General features: G+C 74.8%; 14 protein-coding genes. 6 read left to right on the top strand and 8 right to left on the bottom strand.

Going from position 1 to position 19,010, the window contains the following annotated elements:
• Window positions 1-3: 3 nt before the first annotated feature.
• From IF83_RS0110925 to IF83_RS0110900, 6 genes are all read right to left on the bottom strand, one after another.
• On the bottom strand, window positions 4-795 hold the full coding sequence (locus IF83_RS0110925) for an ABC transporter permease (RefSeq protein ID WP_030543897.1): 792 nt from the start codon (window positions 793-795) through the stop codon (window positions 4-6).
• Window positions 792-1,811: an ABC transporter ATP-binding protein gene (locus tag IF83_RS0110920; protein WP_244176967.1), complete on the bottom strand. Its 1,020-nt coding sequence runs from the start codon at window positions 1,809-1,811 to the stop codon at window positions 792-794. Before IF83_RS0110920 ends, IF83_RS0110925 begins: the two co-directional genes overlap by 4 nt.
• A gap of 103 nt (window positions 1,812-1,914) precedes the next feature.
• Entirely contained in the window at window positions 1,915-2,979 is a 1,065-nt protein-coding gene (locus IF83_RS30130) for an ABC transporter ATP-binding protein (RefSeq protein WP_051722638.1), read from the bottom strand.
• A complete protein-coding gene (locus IF83_RS34695; RefSeq protein WP_078843355.1) occupies window positions 2,976-5,036 on the bottom strand; it encodes a dipeptide/oligopeptide/nickel ABC transporter permease/ATP-binding protein in 2,061 nt (686 codons plus the stop codon). Before IF83_RS34695 ends, IF83_RS30130 begins: the two co-directional genes overlap by 4 nt.
• 17 nt (window positions 5,037-5,053) lie before the next feature.
• Window positions 5,054-6,043, bottom strand: a complete 990-nt coding sequence (locus tag IF83_RS0110905) for an ABC transporter permease (protein WP_030543893.1) — start codon at window positions 6,041-6,043, stop codon at window positions 5,054-5,056.
• 72 nt (window positions 6,044-6,115) lie between these two features.
• Complete coding sequence (locus IF83_RS0110900) at window positions 6,116-7,795, bottom strand: ABC transporter substrate-binding protein (protein WP_030543892.1); 1,680 nt, start codon at window positions 7,793-7,795, stop codon at window positions 6,116-6,118.
• 362 nt (window positions 7,796-8,157) lie between these two features.
• Between IF83_RS0110900 and IF83_RS0110895 the strand changes: the two genes are divergently transcribed.
• On the top strand, window positions 8,158-9,456 hold the full coding sequence (locus IF83_RS0110895; RefSeq protein WP_030543891.1) for an ROK family transcriptional regulator: 1,299 nt from the start codon (window positions 8,158-8,160) through the stop codon (window positions 9,454-9,456).
• Between the two features lie 337 nt (window positions 9,457-9,793).
• Here IF83_RS0110895 and IF83_RS0110890 read toward each other — a convergent pair whose 3' ends face one another.
• Window positions 9,794-10,525 (bottom strand): RNA polymerase sigma factor, encoded by a 732-nt coding sequence (locus tag IF83_RS0110890; RefSeq protein ID WP_078843354.1) that lies wholly within the window; start codon window positions 10,523-10,525, stop codon window positions 9,794-9,796.
• A gap of 233 nt (window positions 10,526-10,758) precedes the next feature.
• Here IF83_RS0110890 and IF83_RS30125 point away from each other — a divergent pair, with 233 nt between their 5' ends.
• On the top strand, window positions 10,759-11,955 hold the full coding sequence (locus IF83_RS30125) for a MerR family transcriptional regulator (RefSeq protein WP_037679445.1): 1,197 nt from the start codon (window positions 10,759-10,761) through the stop codon (window positions 11,953-11,955).
• A 30-nt stretch (window positions 11,956-11,985) separates the two neighbouring features.
• Here the strand turns inward: IF83_RS30125 and IF83_RS0110880 are convergent, their stop codons facing one another.
• Window positions 11,986-13,359: a cryptochrome/photolyase family protein gene (locus IF83_RS0110880; protein WP_030543888.1), complete on the bottom strand. Its 1,374-nt coding sequence runs from the start codon at window positions 13,357-13,359 to the stop codon at window positions 11,986-11,988.
• A gap of 558 nt (window positions 13,360-13,917) precedes the next feature.
• Between IF83_RS0110880 and IF83_RS0110875 the strand changes: the two genes are divergently transcribed.
• The 4 genes from IF83_RS0110875 to IF83_RS0110860 are packed head-to-tail and all read left to right on the top strand — an operon-like array spanning window position 13,918 to window position 18,960.
• Window positions 13,918-15,201, top strand: coding sequence for a polyprenyl synthetase family protein (locus IF83_RS0110875; protein WP_394297312.1), 1,284 nt, complete (start codon window positions 13,918-13,920; stop codon window positions 15,199-15,201).
• Window positions 15,198-16,778 carry a phytoene desaturase family protein gene (crtI, locus tag IF83_RS0110870; RefSeq protein ID WP_030543886.1) on the top strand — a complete coding sequence of 527 codons (1,581 nt, stop codon included), beginning with the start codon at window positions 15,198-15,200 and terminating at the stop codon, window positions 16,776-16,778. The genes IF83_RS0110875 and crtI overlap by 4 nt, the downstream gene beginning before the upstream one ends.
• Entirely contained in the window at window positions 16,775-17,896 is a 1,122-nt protein-coding gene (locus tag IF83_RS0110865; protein ID WP_078843353.1) for a phytoene/squalene synthase family protein, read from the top strand. Before crtI ends, IF83_RS0110865 begins: the two co-directional genes overlap by 4 nt.
• A complete protein-coding gene (locus IF83_RS0110860; protein ID WP_051722662.1) occupies window positions 17,896-18,960 on the top strand; it encodes a DUF5914 domain-containing protein in 1,065 nt (354 codons plus the stop codon). Before IF83_RS0110865 ends, IF83_RS0110860 begins: the two co-directional genes overlap by 1 nt.
• Window positions 18,961-19,010: the final 50 nt, after the last annotated feature.

Below are 19,010 nucleotides of genomic sequence, written 5' to 3'. Positions count from 1 at the left end.
GGTTCACTCGTCTCCCGTGGGTGTCCAGCGGAAGAACACGCTCCCGAGGACCGCGCCCGCCACCGCCCAGATCCCGAGCACGGCCAGGTGCCCCCACTCGAATCCGGCGCCGGTGGTGTGCGGGTCGAACACGGTGAGCATGGCGAGGAAGAAGTGCCGGACCGGCAGGAGATCCGCCACCCGCTCCATCGCGGCGGGCAGGTCCTTGCCGGGGAAGAAGTTGCCGGAGAGGAAGAACATCGCCAGCCCGGCTCCGAACGCCATGGGGAGTGACGCGGAGGCCCTTCTGACCAGAACGCTGAAGGGGAAGGCCACGACGGCGCAGGCGAGCGCTCCGGCCAGCACGGTCACGGCGCCGGCCACGATGCGCGTCCCCGGGAACGGCACGCCGAAGACGAGCACGCCCAGGGCGGTGACGAGCGCGGCGAGAAGCAGCGACAGCACGGTGGCCGTCACCACGTGCCCCGCCAGGAAGACCGGGGCGGGCACCGGTGTGGAGCGCAGCCGCTTGAGCACGCCGTACTCGCGGTCCTCGACGAGGGTCATCGTCAGGTTCTGGAACGTCGCGGAGACGACTCCGATGACCACCACGGAGGCGGTCATGATGGTGGACACGTCGAGCAGCCACGACCGGTCCGGGGCATGGACCTCCTCCCCGTCGAAGATCGAGGCGATGACGAGCAGGTACAGCAGCGGCAGGACGACGGCCAGGAACGTGGTCTGCGGGTCGCGCACGGCGATCCGGGCCGCGCAGCCGGTCTCGCGCAGCAGCAGCGCGGCGGTGCGGTTGCTCATCGGGTCTCCTCCGTACGGTGGGCGCGGGCGGCCTCGGTGACGGCCAGGTACACGTCTTCGAGCGTCGGCCGGCGTATCTCCAGGCCCGGCAGGCCGGTGCCGTTGTCACGGGCCCAGTCCAGGAGCGGACCGAGCCGGCCGGCCGGGTCCGGGGTGCGCAGGGTCACCGTCTCGCCGGCCGCCGCCGGGGCGGCGCCGGCCAGCAGGGCCGGGGGCATTCCCTCCGGGCGGCGGAAGCGGATCTCGCAGGGCATCGTCTCCCGGCCGCCAAGCGTGGCCGGGGTCCCCAGCGCCACGACCCGGCCGTCGGCGACGACCGCGAGACGGTCGGCCAGGGCCTCGGCCTCGTCCAGGTAATGGGTGGTCAGGAGGACGGTCTTGCCGAGTTCCCGCACCGTCTCGATCATGGACCAGGCCTGGCGGCGCGCCGCCGGGTCGAAGCCCGTGGTGGGCTCGTCGAGGAAGACGAGCTCGGGGTCGCCGACCAGCGCCAGCGCCACGTCCAGCCGGCGCTGCTGCCCACCGGAGAGCCGCCCCGCCCGGCGGTCGCGTTGGCCGGACAGCCCGATGAGCTCGATCGTCTCGTCGACGCCGCGCGGCGCCGGGTAGAAACCGGCCTGCCGGGTGACCAGCTCCCGCACGGTCAGTTCGGGCGGCATCCGCGAGGTCTGCAGCACCAGGCCGACCCGCGCCCGCCAGGCCGCCGTCGCACGCGCCGGGTCGGTGCCGAGGACGGACACCTCGCCGCCGCCGCGGTGCCGGTGGCCCTCCAGGATCTCCACCGTGGTGGTCTTGCCGGCCCCGTTCGGGCCGAGGAGTGCGAACACCTCACCGCGCCGCACCGTGAGATCGAGGCCGCGCACCGCCTCGACCGTGCCGTAGGACTTGCGCAGGCCCCGCACGCGGACGGCCTCGTCCGGCGGCGCGCCGTCCCCGTCCTCCGCCCGGCCGTCCCGGTCCGCTCCCGTCACCGCCGCGTCGCGCATCGGCTCCCTCGCTCCTCGCCGTTCGTTCATGGAGCCCGACGCTACGGAGAGGGGGCGGGAGAGCGGGTCCGCCTTGTGGCCGGTCTTCCCGGCCGGTGGGAGGAGGCCGCTCCACCGCGCGGCGGACGTACGGCTAGCCGCGCTGTCCCGGGACGCCGGTGCCGGCCGCGGGTCCGGACCCTTCCGGGGCCTCGGCGGCCATCGTCCCCTTCACCTCGTCCGCGTACAGCCAGCACTTGGCGAGGTGGCCCTCGCCGACCGTGTGGTCGGCCACCGGGCGGGAGCAGATGTCCATCGCCTGCGGGCAGCGGTCGCGGAAGCTGCAGCCGGAGTCGGCGGGCGGCGGGCTTCCGGCCCCGGCGGTCCCGGTGCCGGCCGGTTCCGCGCCCGTCCCGGCGAGCAGTTCGGCGCGGCCGCGTCCCGACTCCGGGTCGGGGGCGGCCGAGGCCAGCAGCCGGGTGTAGGGGTGCCGGGAGCGGAGGATGACGTCGTCCGCCGCGCCGCGTTCCACGACCCGGCCCCGGTACATCACCAGGATCTCGTCGGAGAAGTGGCGGGCGGTGGCGAGGTCGTGGGTGATGTAGAGGACGGCCAGCCGGTCCTCGCGCTGCAGCCGGGCGAGCAGGTTGAGCACGCCGAGCCGGATGGAGACGTCCAGCATGGAGACGGGTTCGTCGGCGATGACGACCTGGGCGCCGGGCGCCAGCGCGCGGGCGATGGCCACCCGCTGCCGCTGCCCGCCGGAGAGCTCGTGCGGACGGCGCCGGGCGACGGAGGCCCCCGGCGTCAGATTGACCCGCTCCAGCAACTGTTCGGCCTGCTGCCGGAGTTCGTCCTTCCCCGCGGCCCGGCCGTGCAGCTTCAGCGGGCGGACGAGGTGGTGCTCGATGGTGTGGAAGGGGTTGAGCGAGGCGAACGGGTCCTGGAAGACCATCTGGACGTGGTGGCGGTACGCACGGTCGTCCACCCGCCTGCCGTCCGGGCCCTCGGCCGTGATCGTGCCGGCGGTCGGCTTCTCCAGCCGGGCGATCATGCGGGCCACGGTGGACTTGCCCGAGCCGGACTCCCCGACGAGCGCGACGGTGCGGCCCGGCACGAGGGTGAAGGAGACGTTGTCCACCGCGCGCAGCCGGGAATGGCGCAGGCCGGAGCGGATGGAGAAGTCCTTGACCAGGTCGCGTACCTCCAGCGTGGTCATCGGGGGGCCCTCTTCTCGTTCGGGTGCTGCCGCTCTGTGGACTGTCGTGTCTCACCGGCACGTGCCCCGCCGGCCGGGGCGGGGACCTCCGCCGCGCCGGACCGCTCGCGGGCGCTGGACTCCCCGGTGCGGATGAACGACCCGCGCTCGCCGGTGAGGCTCGGGAAGGAGTCGAGGAGCTCACGGGTGTACGGGTGCCGCGGGTGGTCCTTGATCTCCTCGGCGGTCGCGTATTCGACGACCTCGCCCTCCCGCATCACGGCGATGCGGTCGCTCAACTCCAGCAGCAGCGGCAGGTCGTGGGTGATGAAGACGACTGCGAAGCCGAGCTCGTCGCGGAACCGCAGGATCTCCCGGAGGATGCCGCGCTGGACGACCACATCGAGCGCCGTGGTGGGCTCATCCATGATCATCACTTGCGGGTCCAGCAGCAGCGCCATGGCGATCATGACCCGCTGCCGCATGCCGCCGGAGAGTTCGTGCGGATACGAGTCCAGCCGGCGCGGGTCGACGCCGACGAGGCGCAGCACCTCGGCGCACCGTTCACGGCGCCCGCCCCTCGTCGTCTCCGGGCGGTGCGTGGTGAGGACGTCGTCGAGCTGGGCGTGGACGGAGATGACGGGGTTGAGGGCGTTCATCGCGCCCTGGAACACCATCGACAGCTTCGACCAGCGGAAGGCGCGCAACTCCTCCCGTTCCAGGGCCAGGACGTCGATGTCGCCGCCCTCGGGGTCGTGGAAGACCACCGAGCCCGAGGTGACCTCGGCGGGCGGCAGATGGAGCCGGTTCACCGCGTAGGCAAGGGTGGTCTTGCCGCAGCCGGACTCGCCGGCGAGGCCCAGAATCTCGCCGCGCCCCAGGGTCAGCGAGACGTCCTTGACGGCGTGGACCGGGGGCTCGGCGTCGTAGACCACGCTGAGGTTCCGGACGGTGAGGACGGGGTCCCGCCGGCCGTCGTCCTCGTCGCCCACGCCGCCCTCGCGGCTCGCGCCGCCCTCGCGGCCCGCGTCGCCCTCGCGGCCCGCGTCGCGCCCGGCGTCCGCGGCGGCACGGGTCCCGGACGGCGGGGCCGGCCGCGTGCTCCGCACCGCGCCGGCCCTCTTCACCGTCTTCCGCGGGAGGGCGCGCAGCTTGGGGTTGATGATCTCGTCGATGCTGAAGTTGATCAGCGCGAGGCCGCAGCCGAAGGCCGCGATGATCAGGCCCGGCGGTACGAACCACCACCAGGCCTCCCGCTGCAGCGCGAAGCCGTTCTGCGCGTAGTAGAGCATCGTGCCGAGCGTTGGGGAGTTGGAGGCGCCGAGGCCCAGGAAGGACAGGCCGGCCTCGCTGAGGATGGCCAGGATCACCGCGAAGACGAACTGCGAGGCCAGCAGCGGCAGCAGATTCGGCAGGATCTCCACGGAGACCACCCGCCAGGGCTTCTCCCCCGCCACCCGCGCCGCGGCGACGTAGTCGCGGTTGCGCAGCGAGAGCGTCTGGGCGCGCAGCACTCTGGAGGAGGCGGCCCAGCCGGTGATCGCCAGGACGACCGCGATGGTCCACCAGCCGCGCTGCGCCGCCGGGACGAAGCCGGCGATGACGATGACCAGCGGCAGGCCGGGGATGACGAGCATGACGTTGGAGATCAGCGAGAAGGTCTCGTCCACCGCGCCGCCGAGGTAGCCGCCGATGATCCCGAAGAAGGCGGAGAGCAGGGTCGCCATGATGCCGACCAGCAGCCCGATCTGGAGCGATCCCCGGGTGGCGTGAGCGAGTTGGGCGAAGACGTCCTGGCCGGTCTGGGTGGTGCCGAGCAGGAAGCCGTCGCCCGGCGGGGCCATCCCGGAGTTGCGGACGGTGTCGGGGTCGCCCACGAGCAGCGGGCCGATCAGCCCGAAGAGGGCGATGGCGAGGACCAGGCCGAGGCCGACGCCGAGCTTGGGGGACCACCTCGGCAGCAGGGAGCGCCAGCCGCTCCGGGCCTTCGGGGCGGGGGCGGCTCCGCCGGGGCCGGTCTCCGGGCCCGCGGTGTCGGGTTCGGCCGTCTCGGTGGTGGCCGGGCTGAGATGCGTCACGGTGCCGTCTCCTCGGCTCAACTGCCGGCTCGGGTGCGGGGGTCGATGAGTCCGTACAGCAGGTCGACGACGAGGTTGGCGCCCAGCACCGCCACCGTGATCACCAGGAAGATCCCCTGCATCAGGGCGTAGTCGTTGTTCTGGACGGCCTGCAGCAGCTTTCCGCCGATGCCCGGGTACGAGAAGACCTGCTCGGTGATGATCGATCCGGCGACGACGAAGCCCAGGGAGATCGCGAAGCCGGCGACCGACGGCAGGACGGCGTTGCGCGCCGCGTAGTGGGTCATGATGCGGCGCTCGCGCAGTCCCTTGGCGCGGGCGGTGAGGACGTAGTCCTCGTCCACCGTGGAGACCATCATGTTGCGCATCCCCAGCAGCCAGCCGCCGACCGAGGAGATGACGATGGTGAGCGCGGGGAGCGTGCCGTGGTAGACCGCCGATCCGATGAACTCCGCGTTCCAGCCCGGGTCGAGGATCACGTCGTAGCCGCCGAGCAGCGGGAACCACTGGAGCGCCGAGCCGAACACGGCGACCAGGATGAGCGCCAGCCAGAAGTACGGCACCGCGGCGAGGACGGTGGTGGCGGGCACCAGCGAGTCCAGCCAAGTGCCGCGCTTCCAGCCGACGAGCATGCCGAGCGTGACGCCGATGAGGAAGGACAGCAGGGTCGCGATCCCCACCAGCACGATCGTCCAGGGCAGTGACTGCGAGATGACCTCGGCCGCGGGCGTCGGGTAGACGCTGACCGAGATCCCCAGGTCCCCCTTGAAGAGATTGACCAGATACGACAGGTACTGGTCCCACAGGGGTTCCCGGGTCCTCGTGCCGAGGAGGAGCTCGTAGGAGCGGCGCACCGACGGGTCCACGGAGCCGCCGCGCTGGGCGAGCCTCGCCATCAGGGTGTCCACCGGGTTGCCCGGCATCAGCCGCGGGATGAAGAAGTTGAGCGTCAGGGCGGCCCACAGGGCGACCACATAGAACGCCAGCTTCCGGATGTAGTACCTCATCGGTGGCCGTCCCTCACCATGGCTCCTCCTCGAAACCGCTCACTGATCCGCCGAACCGCTGCGCGGAGCCCCTTACTTGGCGGGCTTCAGGTTCATGAAGATCTGCGAGTGGTCGGGGCGCTGCCACACCGCCGGGAAGGCGTACATGTTCTCCTCGGTGGGCCAGCCGGTGAACTTCTCGGCGTTGTACTCGCTGGTGGTGCCGGCGGTCAGGACGGGGATGTACGGCATGTCGCGCTCGATGGCCGTCTGGATGGTGTCGAACCGCTTCTGGCGCTCCGCGGTGTCCTCGCGGCTGATGGCCTTGAGCTCGTCGAGCGCGCGGTCGACGGCCTTGTCCGTCCACCGGGAGAAGTTCGGGTTGGCGGCCTCGCCGACCTTCGCGGTGGTCGCGGAGGAGTAGAAGTAGTTGTAGAGGTAGTACGGGTCGGCCGAGGGGCCCTGGTACAACGAGTCGATCAGCAGTTCGTACTCGCCCTGGCCGCGGGCGTCGGACCACTCGTTCCACGACAGCTGCTGCGCCGTCACCTTGATGCCGGCCTTCTTGAGCTGCTGGCCCATGGTGTCGACGGCGGTGATGTAGTCGGTCCAGCCGGTGACCACCTTGATGGTCAGCTCCAGCGGTTTGCCGTCCTTGGCGTAGATCCCCTCGCCGTTCTTCTTGTAGCCGGCGTCCTCCAGGACATCGGCCGCCTTGGCCGCGTCCGGCTCCATCGGGGCGAGCCGGTCCTCCAGCTCATCGGAGATGAGGGCCTTGTCGCGCTCGGGGAGGGCGAAGCCGGGGGAGATCTCGGAGGACGTGCCCTGGAAGGCCAGCTTGTTGATCTGCGTGCGGTCCAGCGCGTGGTAGATCGCCTTACGGACGGCCGGGTCGGTCTGCGGGCCCTTGCAGCCCTTGTCGGCGGCGGCGCAGGTCATCAGCACGGTCTGGTTCAGCGGGACCGTGACGGCCTTGTAGCCGGGGTAGTTCTTTTCCACGTTCTGCATGTCGGGCACCGGGCCGGTCTGCCAGTCGATCTTCCCGGCGGCGAGGGCGTCGGCGCCCGCCTGGTTGCCGGAGAGGGAAAGGTAGCGGATCTTCTTGACGGCCGGCTCGCCGTCCCAGTAGCCGGGGTTGGCCTTGAGGGTGAACGCCTGCGCCTTGAAGGTGTCCAGGGCGAACGGGCCGGTGCCGACCGGCTTCTTCATGACGTCCTTCGACGGGTCGCCGATCTTGCCCCAGATGTGCTCCGGCACGATCCAGACGCGGCCGAGGACCTGCGGGGCCTCCATGAAGGAGGGCTTGTCGAAGGTGATCCGGACGTGGGTGTCGTCGACGGCGGTGGCCTTGCCCTTGAACCCGGTGCCGTTCATGGTCGGGTGCTTGGTGATCATGTCCAGCGTGAAGACGACGTCGTCGGCGGTGAACTTCTCCCCGTCGCCCCATGTCACGCCCTCGCGCAGGGAGACCGTCAGCTCGGTGCCGTCCTCGTTCCAGGAGTACTCGGTACCCAGCCGGGGGGTCGGCTCCTCGTTCTTGGTGAGGTTGTAGAAGAACAGGGGTTCGAAAATGGTGCCGTCGCCGTCGAGCCGGGACGGGGAGTACGGGTTGAAGTTGGCCTGGTAGTCGCCCGACTGACCGGTGTAGACGATCAGCGTGTCGTCACCCCGGGCCGAGTCGCCGCCCCCGGAGCACCCGGCCAGCAGCATGGCCGCGGCCACCGCGCCGACCGCTGCCGTGCGTGCGCGCCGTCGGTTCGCCTGCAGGAACATAGTCGGTCCTCTCCGTCACTGGCCGGCACTCCGAAGTGCCCGGTGCGCCCGCCCCGTTGGGGGCGTCCGTCGCTGTGCGGAGATTGTTAAGACGCCGAATAAAGAAAGTCAAGACCCCGGCGATCGCCGGATGCGGAGGGGGCACGGAGGCTCGCACGACACGCGGCGCTCCGCGATCCCGCCGAGACGCGACCCGGCGCCCGAGGCGCCCGGCGGGCCGGGCGATGCCCGGTCGCGGCCCGGCCTCCGCCCCGGCGGCGGGACTTCGTCAAGCGGCTAAACTAAGCGCGCTCGCGCGGTGCGACCCGCTGCCGGGGGCACCGATATCGTGAGCGCGCACCCTGAGCGCGGGCGGAGGATTCATGAGCGGACCCAGCGGACCGGCGCAGGCCACACCCCATACGAGCAGCAGATCCGCCGTACTCGACGTGATCCGGGCCGCGGGCACCATCAGCCGGGTCGGACTGGTCCGGGCCACCGGCTTCACCGGGGCCACCATCTCCACCGTCGTCCGCCGCCTCATCGACGACGGCCTGGTGCTGGAGACCGGACGGGCCGAGTCCACCGGCGGCAAGCCGCGGGTCCTCCTCCAGCTCAACCAGTCCTCGCGCTACGCGGTCGGCGTCCACCTCGACCAGGCCGGCATCACCTACGTCCTGACGAACCTCGGCGGCTCGGTCGTCGCCCGCATGTCCCGCGCCGGGGTCGGCGCCGAGGACCCGCCGGTGGTCGTCGAACGGATGGCCGGGGAGGTCGACGCCCTGATCGACGGCGTCGGCGTCGAACGCGACCGGGTGCTCGGCCTCGGCCTCGTCTCCCCCGGGCCGCTCACCCCCACCAGCGGGATGCGGCTGACCCCGCCCGCCATGCGGCCCTGGGAGGACTTCCCCCTCGACCGCGCCCTGGAGAAGGCCACCGGGCTGCCCGTCGTCCTCGACAACGACGCCACCGCGGCGGCGCTCGGCGAACACTGGTCCGGAGTCGTCGGCGGCACCTCCACCTTCGCCGCCCTCTACATGGGCACCGGCATCGGCGCCGGGATGCTCATCAACGGCCTCGCGTACCGCGGCGCCAGCGGCAACGCCGGCGAGATCGGCCACATCTGCCTCGACGTGGACGGACCGGAGTGCTGGTGCGGAGCGCGCGGCTGCACGGAGGTGATGGCCGGACCGGCCTCCGTCGTCGCCGCCGCCCGGGCCGACGCGCACCTCGCCCGGGTCACCGGGCTGACCGGCGAGGACGGCGCGAAGGGCGCCCGGCCGTCGGTGGTCGCGGAGTTCGCGGCGGTCGCGCGGGCCGCGCGCGGCGGCGAGCCGGCGGCCCGGGCGCTGCTGGAGCGGTCGGCACGCTATCTCGCGGTGGCGGCCCGCACCCTGGCCAATGTGATGGACCTCGAACTGCTGGTGCTCACCGGGCCGAGCCTGGCGATCGCGGGCGCCACGTATCTGCCCGTGGTGCAGGAGGAGCTGGACCGCTCCTTCTTCTCCCGCGCCACCCACTCCGTGGCCGTACGCCTGTCCACCTCGGCGGCCACGGCACCGGCGATCGGGGCGGCGACCATGGTGCTGCAGACCGAACTGGTGCCGCTGCGGCAGGGCTTGCGCCTCCCGGACAACCTGGCCGACGCGGAACCGGGACCGGCCCGGGCGGCGGGGGCGTAGGGCCTGCCCGGCCTCCGCCACGGGGTCTCGGGCGCCGGGCGCGCCCGCTCACGCCCGGCAGGGCGGCCCTCGCCGTGCGGCGCACGGCACCGGACACGGCGGCCCGATTCGGCACGGAGGGGCGGAGAACCTGGCGGCCGAGGTGGTCCGGGGTGGTGGGCGGGCTCGGGCGGGGCGCATCAAGGAGCCGGGCGGAGACTGAAGCCGCAACGTTCGTGCAGCGATTGACCGGTCGGCGTGCGCGCGCCGGCGCCGGGAGGGCCGCCCGCACGCCGGCCGGTGCCGCGTCTCATGGGGTGCCGGAGGTTTGGGCGGCCGGGCGTCGGACCGCCCGGCGTCAGGCGGCCTCCTCCGCGCCCGAGAGCTCCGGGCCGAGGGCGTCGCGCAGGCGGCGCAGGCCGCGGCGGACATGGCTCTTCACGGTGCCGAGCGGCAGCCCGGTCCGGACCGCTATCTGGGCCTGCGTGAGGTCGTCGTAGAACGCCATGCGCAGCACCAGCCGCTGGGCGGCCGGGAGCCGCTCCAGTTCGCGGTGGACGAGCACCCGGTCGATCACGGCTTCCGGGCGGGCCCCGGCGCCGGGGAAGCCGGGCGGCCGGGCCGCGCCCGCGGCCGCCGTCAGCTCGGCGCGGCGCGTTCGGTGCGCCAGCGCGTCGGCGGTCTTGAACCGGGTGATCCCCGTCAGCCAGCCGGGCAGGGAACCGCGTTCCGGCCGGTAGCCCGCGCGGCCCCGCCAGGCCGCGATGAAGACCTGCTGGGTGACGTCCTCGGCCTCGCGCTCGTCCGCCAGCGCGCGCCGGGCGAGCGTGTGCACCAGCGCGCCCCAGCGGTGGTAGGCGACGGCCAGGCAGTTCTCGTCCCCGGCGGCAAGTCCGGTGGCGACCTCCTCGTCGGACAGGGGGCCGGCGGACGGGAGTCCGGCGGACAGGCGCTCCGCGGGGCGGATTCCGGCGGGTCGGGGCTCGACGGAACGGAGGGCCGTCCGGGGCCCGGGGCCGGGCGGCGCGCCGTCCGCCGGCGCGGTCGTCGGCGGGGCGGTCGTCTGCGGGGCGGTGTGCTGTGCGGTCATGGCGAACTGCTCCTCCTGCCGGTTCGGAGCCGGCCGGTGCGACGGGCGGCCCCGCGCCCGCCGGAGGCCGGGTGGCGGACACGGGGCACCGCCGGAACGCCTCCGTGGCGCCGCGGCCCCGCCAGCATCGGAAGAGACCGCCCGGGACGACAACTCGCATCGTTTGTGCAACGTATGGTGAAGGCGTGGGGAGCGACGCAGTGCAACACAAGGGCACGGATACGGCCGGCGCCATGGGGACGACCACCGGGGCGGTGGCGCGCCGGCTCGGCGTCTCCCCCGCCACCCTGCGGTCCTGGGACCGCCGTTACGGCGTCGGGCCCGAGGTCCGGGCGGACGGCCGGCACCGCCGGTGGGCGCCGCGCGACATCGCGGTGCTGGAGGAGATGTGCCGGCTCACGGCCTCGGGCATCCCCCCGGCCGAGGCGGCCCGTGCCGCCCGTGCCGCCCGCGCCGCGCGTGTCCCCCGCCCGGTCCCTGCCACGGACCGCTCCGGCCCCGGCGGTACGGCGGGCGTCTCCGCCGCCCCGCCATCCGAAGCGCACGCGTCGTCCGCCGCCTCCCTCTCCCCGTCGTCCATCCCGTTCCCCGGTGGGCCGTCCCACGTGCCGCCTCCTCCGGTCGCGGCGGCGGACACCCGTTCCGCCCCACCGCCCGCGACGGCGGACGCCGCGCGGGCCGGTGAGTGCGCCGTACCGGCCCCGCGCGCCGCCGCACGGCAGCCCGGTTCCGGGAACGGGCTGCCGCTGGGCGACGTACGGCAGGAGTGCCGCGGGCTGGCGCGGGCCGCCGTGCGGCTGGACGCGGCGGCCGTGGAGCGGTTGCTGGCGTCCGCCGTCGCGCAGTACGGCCTGGTCACCGCCTGGGAGGAGGTGATGGTGCCGACCCTGCGCGCGGCGGGCCGCAAGTGGGAGACGGCCGGGGACCGTTACGTCGAGGTGGAGCACCTGCTGTCCTGGCACATCTCCTCAGCCCTGCGCCGCGTGCCGCCCGCCGCGCCCGCGCCGCCGGAGACGTCCGGGACACCCGCGCCGCCCGGGTCTCCGCCCGTGCTGCTGGCCTGCGTGCCGGACGAGCAGCACGCGCTGCCGCTGGAGGCGCTGGCGGCCGGTCTGGCCGAACAGGGCGTCCCCGTGCGCATGTTCGGTCCGGCGCTGCCGGCGGAGGCACTGGACGCGGCGGTGCGGCGCACCGGGCCGGCGGCCGTCGTCCTGTGGTCGCAGAGCCGTTCGACCGCCAACCGCCCGCTGGCACGGCACGTGGCCGCCAGCGCGTGGGGGGTGAGGGGCGCGCGGACCCATCCGGCGGTGCTGCTCGCCGGTCCGGGCTGGGCGGGGCCGGCCGTTCCCGGAACACTGCGGCCGCTCGGGCTGCGGGAGGCGCTGGAGGCGCTCATGCGGCTGCGCCGCACGGGGCCGCGGGAGCCGTAGGGGACACGCGCTTCCGAGCCCGCCGCGCGGTCAGTCGCGGCCGCGGGCCCGTTTGAAGCGGGCCAGGCCCTCCGCGAGGCCGATGACCGGCTCCGGGTAGCCGTACCGGCTCCGCTCCGCCTCCGGCAGCCGCCACGGTTCGTGGATGAACCGGCGGTCCACGTCCGCCAGTTCGGGGACCCAGCGGCGGACGTAGGCACCGTCGCGGTCGTAGCGGCGCCCCTGGGCGACGGGGTTGAGTACCCGGTGCGGCCGGGTGTCGGTGCCCGTTCCGGCGACCCACTGCCAGTTGAGCTGGTTGTTGGCGACGTCCCCGTCGACCAGCCACTCCAGGAAGTGCCGGGCGCCGTCGCGCCAGTCGACGTACAAGGTCTTGGTCAGGAAGCTCGCGGCGAGCAGCCGGCCGCGGTTGTGCGTCCAGCCCTCGTGGGCGAGCTGCCGCATCGCCGCGTCGACCACCGGATAGCCGGTGCGGCCCTCCTTCCAGGCCGCGAGGTCCGCCGCGGCGTCCGGCCCGGTGCGCCAGCGGTCGTGGCGGGTGCGGTAGTCCGCGTGCGCGGCGGCGGGCCGGGCGGCGAGCACCTGGTGGTGGAAGTCCCGCCAGCACAGCTGCCGTACGAACGCCTCGGCGCCGGGGCCGCCCGTCCTGCGCGCCCGGTGCGCGAGTTCGGCCGCGGAGACGGTGCCGAAGTGGAGGTGGGGCGAGAGGCGCGAGGTGGCGTCGCCCGCCATGTCGTCGTGCCGGTCCTCGTAGGCCGCGATGCCGCCGCGCAGCCAGGCCGCGGCACGCCGCCGGCCCTCGGTCTCGCCGCCCGCCGCGAGGGCCGGGGAGACGCCGGTGACGGCGGCGCGGGAGGGCAGCGGCTCCGAGCCGGGCCCGTCGGGCACGCGCACCGCGCGCGGGGCGGCCAGGGGCGCCCGCGGGGACTCGGCCGACCAGCGCCGGAAGTACGGGGTGAACACGGCGAAGTGGTCGGAGCCGGCCGGGGTCACCGCTCCGGGCGGGACCACGGTGACCACCGCGTCGTGCACGACCAGCCGCCGCCCATCGGCTTCGAGGGCCTTGCGCAGCCGCCGCTCCCGGCGCTGGGCGTAGCCGCTGGCGCCGGCCGCCGTGTGCACCTCCGCCGCGCCCGTCTCCGCGGCGATCTCGCACACCCGCTCGACGACCGGTCCGGAGCGCAGCACCAGCCGGCCGCCCCGGTCGCGCAGTCCCGCGTCGAGCGCGGCCAGGCAGTCCGCGAGGAACGCCCGCCGGTTGGGCGCGGTGAACCCGGCCGCTTCGATGCCGTCGTCGAGGACGAAGAGCGGCACCACCGCGTCCGCGGAGGCGAGTGCCGCCCGCAGCGGCGGATGGTCGTGCAGCCGCAGATCGGCGGTGAACAGGACGACCGAGACGGTCATGGTGCCCTTCCGGCCGGAGGTGCTCTGGTGGTCCGGGCCCGGCGGCCCGGGCGGGCCCCGCGCGCCGCGGCGCGCCGGTGGTGTCCGCGACGCCGGCGGTGCCGGGGGGGCTTCGCGGCGTCCGCGGTGCCGGCGGTGCCCGCCGCCCATCGTGCCCGCAGCGCCGCTCCCCGGCCCGCCGCCCCGGCTTCCGGACGGCGGCGCGTCCTCCGAACGGTCCTCCGCCGGACGTGGCGCGGGGCGCGGCCGGGTCCGGCGTGGTCGACTGGAACGGCGGCGTCCGGCGCCGCCTCCGAGCCACATCGGCGACGTGCCCGCCCGGCCGCATCCGCGGGGCACCTCCGCTCCGAATGAGATGGGACCGCAGCCGATCGACGCGACGAGAGGACGTGCGAATTGCGCCGCACACGGGCAGAGAAGCCCCCGGCCACCGGCCGCCATCCGGGTCCGCCCGCAGCGCCCCGGCCGCCGGGCGGACCGCGGGAGCCGTTCGAGGACGCCGTCAACCTCCCGGCCGACGACGGGGGTTCACGCGCCGAGTCCGGGTACCCGGACTCCGTGGAAACGAGCACCGCGGACGCGGACCTCATGGAACCGGGCACCGTGGACGCGGATGTCGCGGGTGCCGTCGGACACATACTCGACGGAGTCCTGCGCGAACGGGTCACGGCTGCGGCCGGGATCGACGACGTCTTCGCCCGCGACATCGCCGAGCGCGTCATGCGCTTCACGCTCGGCGGCGGCAAGCGGATGCGCAGTCAGTTCCTGTGGTGGGGGCTGCGCGCCTGCGGCGGCGGACGCGACCCGGAGGCGGCGGAGTCCGCGCTGCGCGTCGCCGCCGGGCTGGAGCTGATCCAGACCTGCGCGCTGGTGCACGACGACGTGATGGACGATTCCCCGCTGCGCCGCGGCCGGGCCACCGTCCACGTCGAACTGGCGGCCCAGTACGGGCGGCACGGGTCCGCCCGCCTCGCGGCGCCCGGACCCGGGCCGTCCCGGTACGGAGCGGCCGCCGGCCCGGACGAGCCCTTCGGCCGGGCGGCGGCCATCCTCGCCGGGGACCTGGCCCTCGCCTGGGCCGACGACACCCTGGCCGAGACACCGCTCCCGCCGGACACCCGCCGCAGGGTCCGCGGCATCTGGCGCGCCATGCGCACCGAGATGGTGGCCGGGCAGTATCTCGACCTGCACGGACAGGCCACCGGATCGCGCTCCATGGTGCGCGCGATCCGCACCGCCTGTCTCAAGAGCGCCCTGTACTCGGTCGAACGCCCGCTCGCGCTGGGCGCGGCCCTCGCCGGCGCGGGCGAGCGCACCACGCGCGCCCTGTGCTCGGCGGGCCGCTGCGCCGGCATCGCCTTCCAGCTCCGCGACGACCTGCTCGGCGTCTTCGGCGATCCGGAGCGGACGGGCAAACCGTCCGGGCACGACATCCGCGAGGGCAAGCCCACCTATCTCGTCGCCGTGGCGCGGGCGCGCGCCGAGGCGGACGGTGACGGCGCGGCCCTCGCCGTCCTCGACGGCGCCCTCGGCGACCCCGGCCTCTCCGCCGAGGACCTGCGCCGGGTCCGGGCCGTGCTCACCGCGACCGGGGCGCGCGCCCTCACCGAGAGCAAGATCGACCGGCTGGTCGCCCAGAGCGCGCGCCATCTGGCGGGGGCCGCCGTGGAGCCCGTCGCGGGCCGCCGTCTGCGGGCCCTGCTGTCGGCCGTCGCGGGCGTGGGCGCGGGGCCGGACCACGCGGCCGCCGCCGCGTCCGGCCGACGCACCGCCGCGGGGCCGCCGGACGGGCTGCCCGTACCGCTGCTCCTCTCCGCCACTGCCGAAGGAGACCGCCGATGACGCCGACGAGAACCGTCCGGGGCCGCACCGACCATGTGGTGGTCGTCGGCGCCGGACTGGCCGGACTGTCCGCCGCGCTGCATCTGCTGGGCGCGGGCCGGCGCGTGACCGTCGTGGAGCGCGGCACCCTGCCCGGCGGCCGCGCCGGCCGCCTGGACCGCGGGGGCTACCGCATGGACACCGGGCCCACCGTGCTGACCATGCCCGAACTGGTGGACGACGCGCTGGCCGCCGTCGGCGACAGCCTCCGCGACCGGCTGGACCTCGTACCGCTGCACCCCGCCTACCGGGCCCGGTTCGCCGACGGGGCCGTCCTCGACGTACACACCGGCGCCGAGGCGATGGAGGCCGAGGTCGAACGCTTCGCCGGTGCCCGCGAGGCCGCCGGCTACCGGCGGCTGCGCGGCTGGCTGGAGAAGCTGTACGCGGTGCAGATGCGCCGCTTCATCGACGCCAACTTCGACTCCCCGTTCCAGCTCCTCCACCCGGACCTGGCCCGGCTGGCCGCGCTCGGCGGCTTCGGCCGGCTCGACGCCCGGATCGGCTCCTTCCTCTCCGACGAGCGGCTGCGCCGGGTCTTCTCCTTTCAGGCGCTGTACGCCGGGGTGCCGCCGGCCCGGGCCCTCGCCGCGTACGCCGTCATCGCCTACATGGACACCGTCGCCGGCGTGTACTTCCCCCGGGGCGGCATGCACGCCCTGCCGAAGGCACTGGCGGACGCGGCGGCCGACGCCGGGGCCGAGTTCCGGTACGGGGAGGAGGTGACGGAGCTGGAGCGCTCCGGCTCCGGCCCGGGTTCCCGCTCCGGCTCGGGGGAGCGGATCACCGCCGTCGTCACCGACCGGGACCGCATCCCCTGCGACGCCGTCGTCCTCACCCCTGACCTGCCCGTGACGTACCGGCTGCTGGGCCGCCGGCCACGCCGCCCGGTCGCCCTGCGCCACTCCCCGTCGGCGGTGATCCTGCACGCGGGCACCGACCGCACCTGGCCCGGACTGGCCCACCACACCATCTCGTTCGGCGCCGCCTGGAAGAGCACCTTCCGCGAACTGACCCGCACCGGCGAGCTGATGAGCGACCCCTCCCTGCTCATCACCCGGCCGACCGCCACCGACCCGGCGCTGGCGCCCCCGGACCGCCATCTGCACTACGTCCTCGCGCCCTGCCCCAACACCGACATCGGCCCCGGCGTCCGCGAATGGACGGACCTCGCGCCCCGCTACCGGGACGGTCTGCTGACCGAACTGGAGCGCCGCGGCCTCACCGGCCTCGGTACGGCGATCGAGGAGGAGTGCCTGGTCACCCCCGCCGACTGGGCCGCCGAGGGACACGCCGCCGGAACCCCCTTCTCGGCCGCGCACACCTTCGCGCAGACCGGCCCGTTCCGGCCGCGCAACCTCGTCCGCGGCACGGAGAACGCCGTGCTCGCCGGCTGCGGCACCACCCCGGGGGTGGGGGTGCCGACCGTACTGATCTCGGGGAAGCTCGCCGCCGCCCGCGTCACCGGGGCGCCCGCTCGGCGGCGGCCGGCCACCGGCCGCGTCCCCGGCCCCGCCAGGAAAGGCACACACGTATGACCGAACGTGAACTGGACGCGGCGGGCATCACGGACCCCGCCCTCCGCGCCGCCTACAGCGAGTGCCGGCGGCTCAACGCCCGTCACGGCAAGACCTACTTCCTCGCCACCCGGCTGCTCCCCGTCGAACGGCGCCCCGCCGTCCACGCCCTGTACGGCTTCGCCCGCTGGGCCGACGACATCGTGGACGACCTGGGGCGCGACACGTCCCCCGGCGAACGGGGCCTGGCACTCGAACGCCTGCGCGAGCGGCTCATGGCAGGGCTCCGGGACGGCAGCCGGTACGGGGACGGCGTCCGGGACGGCACCGAGAACGGCGCCCCGGACAGCTCCCGGAACGCCGTGGGCGACGAGCCGGTGGTGCGGGCTCTGGCGCATACCGCGCACCGCTACGCCATCGACCACCGTCACCTCACCGACTTCATGGACTCGATGCGCAGCGACCTGGAGGTCACGGACTACCCCACCTACGACGACCTGCGGCGCTACATGCACGGCTCGGCGGCGGTCATCGGCCTGCAGATGCTGCCGGTCCTGGGCACCGTCGGGCCCCGCGAGGAGGCGGCGCCGCACGCCGCCGCGCTGGGCGTCGCCTTCCAGCTCACCAACTTCCTGCGGGACGTGGGCGAGGACCTCGACCGCGGCCGGGTGTACCTCCCCGCCGACCTGCTCGCCGCACACGGTGTCGACCGCGACCTCCTCCAGTGGAGCCGCGCGACCGGTGCCCGCGACCCGCGCGTCACGGCCGCGCTGATGGCCGCCGCCGATCTCACCCGCGGGGTGTACCGGGAGGCGGCGCCGGGCATCGCCCTGCTCGACCCGGTCTCGCGGCCCTGTATCCGGACCGCGTTCGTGCTCTACGGCGGCATTCTGGAGGCGGTGGCGGAGGACGGTTACGCCGTGCTGCACCGCCGGGCGGTCGTCCCGCGCCGGCGCCGGGCGGCCGTGGCGCTCGACGGGCTGGCCCGGGTGGCGGCGGCCCGGGTGCGGGCCCGTACCGGCCGTCCCCCGTCCGCCGCGTCCGCCGCGTGGCGGCCCGGGTGGCGGCCCGGACGGCCGACTGCGCGGCCGGGCCGCCCGGCCGTCGCCGCCGAACGCGCCCACGGGGAGGCGGCCTGATGCCCGCGGCAGCGGACGACAACCGGCGGCGTCCGGGCGCACCCGCGTCCCGTTCCGGCCGCTTTCCGCTCCGGCTGCGCCGCGACCCCGTCCCCTGGGACCGCCAGCGGCCGACCTGGCGCGAGGCCAAACCGGCCCTGATCGCCGACGCGCTGAAGCGCGCGCAGGCACGCCCGTCCGGCAACTGGTATGTCCTCGGCGCCACCCGGGCGATCACCGCCGGCCGCCCGCTCGGCGGCACTGTCGCCGGCGCGGAGGTCGTCGCCTGGCGCGACGCCGACGGGCGGCTGCGCGCCGGACCGGGCGCCTGCCCGCACCTCGGCGCGTCCCTGAAGGACAGCCCGGTGCGCTGCGGCACGCTCGTCTGCCACTGGCACGGACTGGCCCTCACGGGCGCCCCGTTCGCCGGCTGGGAGCCGTATCCGGTGTACGACGACGGGCTGCTGGTCTGGGTGCGCCTCGACGCCGTCGGCGGCGAGGAACCGCTGGAGCGGCCGGTGCTGCCGGTCCGGCCGGAGCCGGAGGGCGCGCTGCCGGCCGTCTACACGGGCGTCGGTCGCTGCGAGCCGGAGGACATCGTGGCCAACCGGCTCGACCCCTGGCACGGCGCCTGGTTCCACCCGTACTCGTTCGTGGACCTCACCGTGGTGGACACCCCGCACGGGGACGGCGGTGACGGGGGCGCGGGCGAGGACGGCTTCGCCGTGGACGTGTCGTTCAAGGTGGCGGGCCGGGCGGTGGTGCCGGTGCGGGCGGTGTTCACGGCACCCGAACCGCGGACCGTCGTCATGCACATCGCGGAGGGCGAGGGCCGGGGATCGGTCGTCGAGACGCACGCCACGCCGCTGACGGCCCCGGACGCCGCCTCCGGACGGCCACCGCGCACGGCGGTGACCGAGGCGGTGGTCGCGGCCTCCGACCGCAAGGGCTTCGCGCTGGCCCGCGCGGCGGCGCCGCTGCTCCGCCCGCTGATGCGCGCGGCGGCGGGCCGCCTGTGGCGCGACGACCTGGCGTACGCGGAACGCCGCTGGGAACTCCGCAGCACGGGCCGCTTCCCGGGCTGAACGAACCGCACGGGCGGCGGCCCGCACTCGCACACGTGCCGTGCGGGCCG

The organism is Streptomyces albus subsp. albus (assembly GCF_000719865.1).
Lineage (GTDB): Bacteria > Actinomycetota > Actinomycetes > Streptomycetales > Streptomycetaceae > Streptomyces > Streptomyces albus_E.
Note: the sequence above shows the minus strand (reverse complement) of the source record. Positions and strands in the feature narration are given on the sequence as shown.

Excerpts from the sequence above, each read along its gene's own strand:
- IF83_RS0110895 (WP_030543891.1), top strand. The coding sequence starts at position 8,158 with ATGAGCGGACCCAGCGGACCGGCGCAGGCCACACCCCATACGAGCAGC.
- IF83_RS30125 (WP_037679445.1), top strand. The coding sequence starts at position 10,759 with ATGGGGACGACCACCGGGGCGGTGGCGCGCCGGCTCGGCGTCTCCCCC.
- IF83_RS30130 (WP_051722638.1), bottom strand. The coding sequence starts at position 2,979 with ATGACCACGCTGGAGGTACGCGACCTGGTCAAGGACTTCTCCATCCGC.
- IF83_RS0110925 (WP_030543897.1), bottom strand. The coding sequence starts at position 795 with ATGAGCAACCGCACCGCCGCGCTGCTGCTGCGCGAGACCGGCTGCGCG.
- IF83_RS0110920 (WP_244176967.1), bottom strand. The coding sequence starts at position 1,811 with ATGAACGAACGGCGAGGAGCGAGGGAGCCGATGCGCGACGCGGCGGTG.
- IF83_RS0110860 (WP_051722662.1), top strand. The coding sequence starts at position 17,896 with ATGCCCGCGGCAGCGGACGACAACCGGCGGCGTCCGGGCGCACCCGCG.
- IF83_RS0110905 (WP_030543893.1), bottom strand. The coding sequence starts at position 6,043 with ATGAGGTACTACATCCGGAAGCTGGCGTTCTATGTGGTCGCCCTGTGG.
- IF83_RS0110890 (WP_078843354.1), bottom strand. The coding sequence starts at position 10,525 with ATGACCGCACAGCACACCGCCCCGCAGACGACCGCCCCGCCGACGACC.
- crtI (WP_030543886.1), top strand. The coding sequence starts at position 15,198 with ATGACGCCGACGAGAACCGTCCGGGGCCGCACCGACCATGTGGTGGTC.
- IF83_RS0110900 (WP_030543892.1), bottom strand. The coding sequence starts at position 7,795 with ATGTTCCTGCAGGCGAACCGACGGCGCGCACGCACGGCAGCGGTCGGC.
- IF83_RS0110865 (WP_078843353.1), top strand. The coding sequence starts at position 16,775 with ATGACCGAACGTGAACTGGACGCGGCGGGCATCACGGACCCCGCCCTC.
- IF83_RS0110880 (WP_030543888.1), bottom strand. The coding sequence starts at position 13,359 with ATGACCGTCTCGGTCGTCCTGTTCACCGCCGATCTGCGGCTGCACGAC.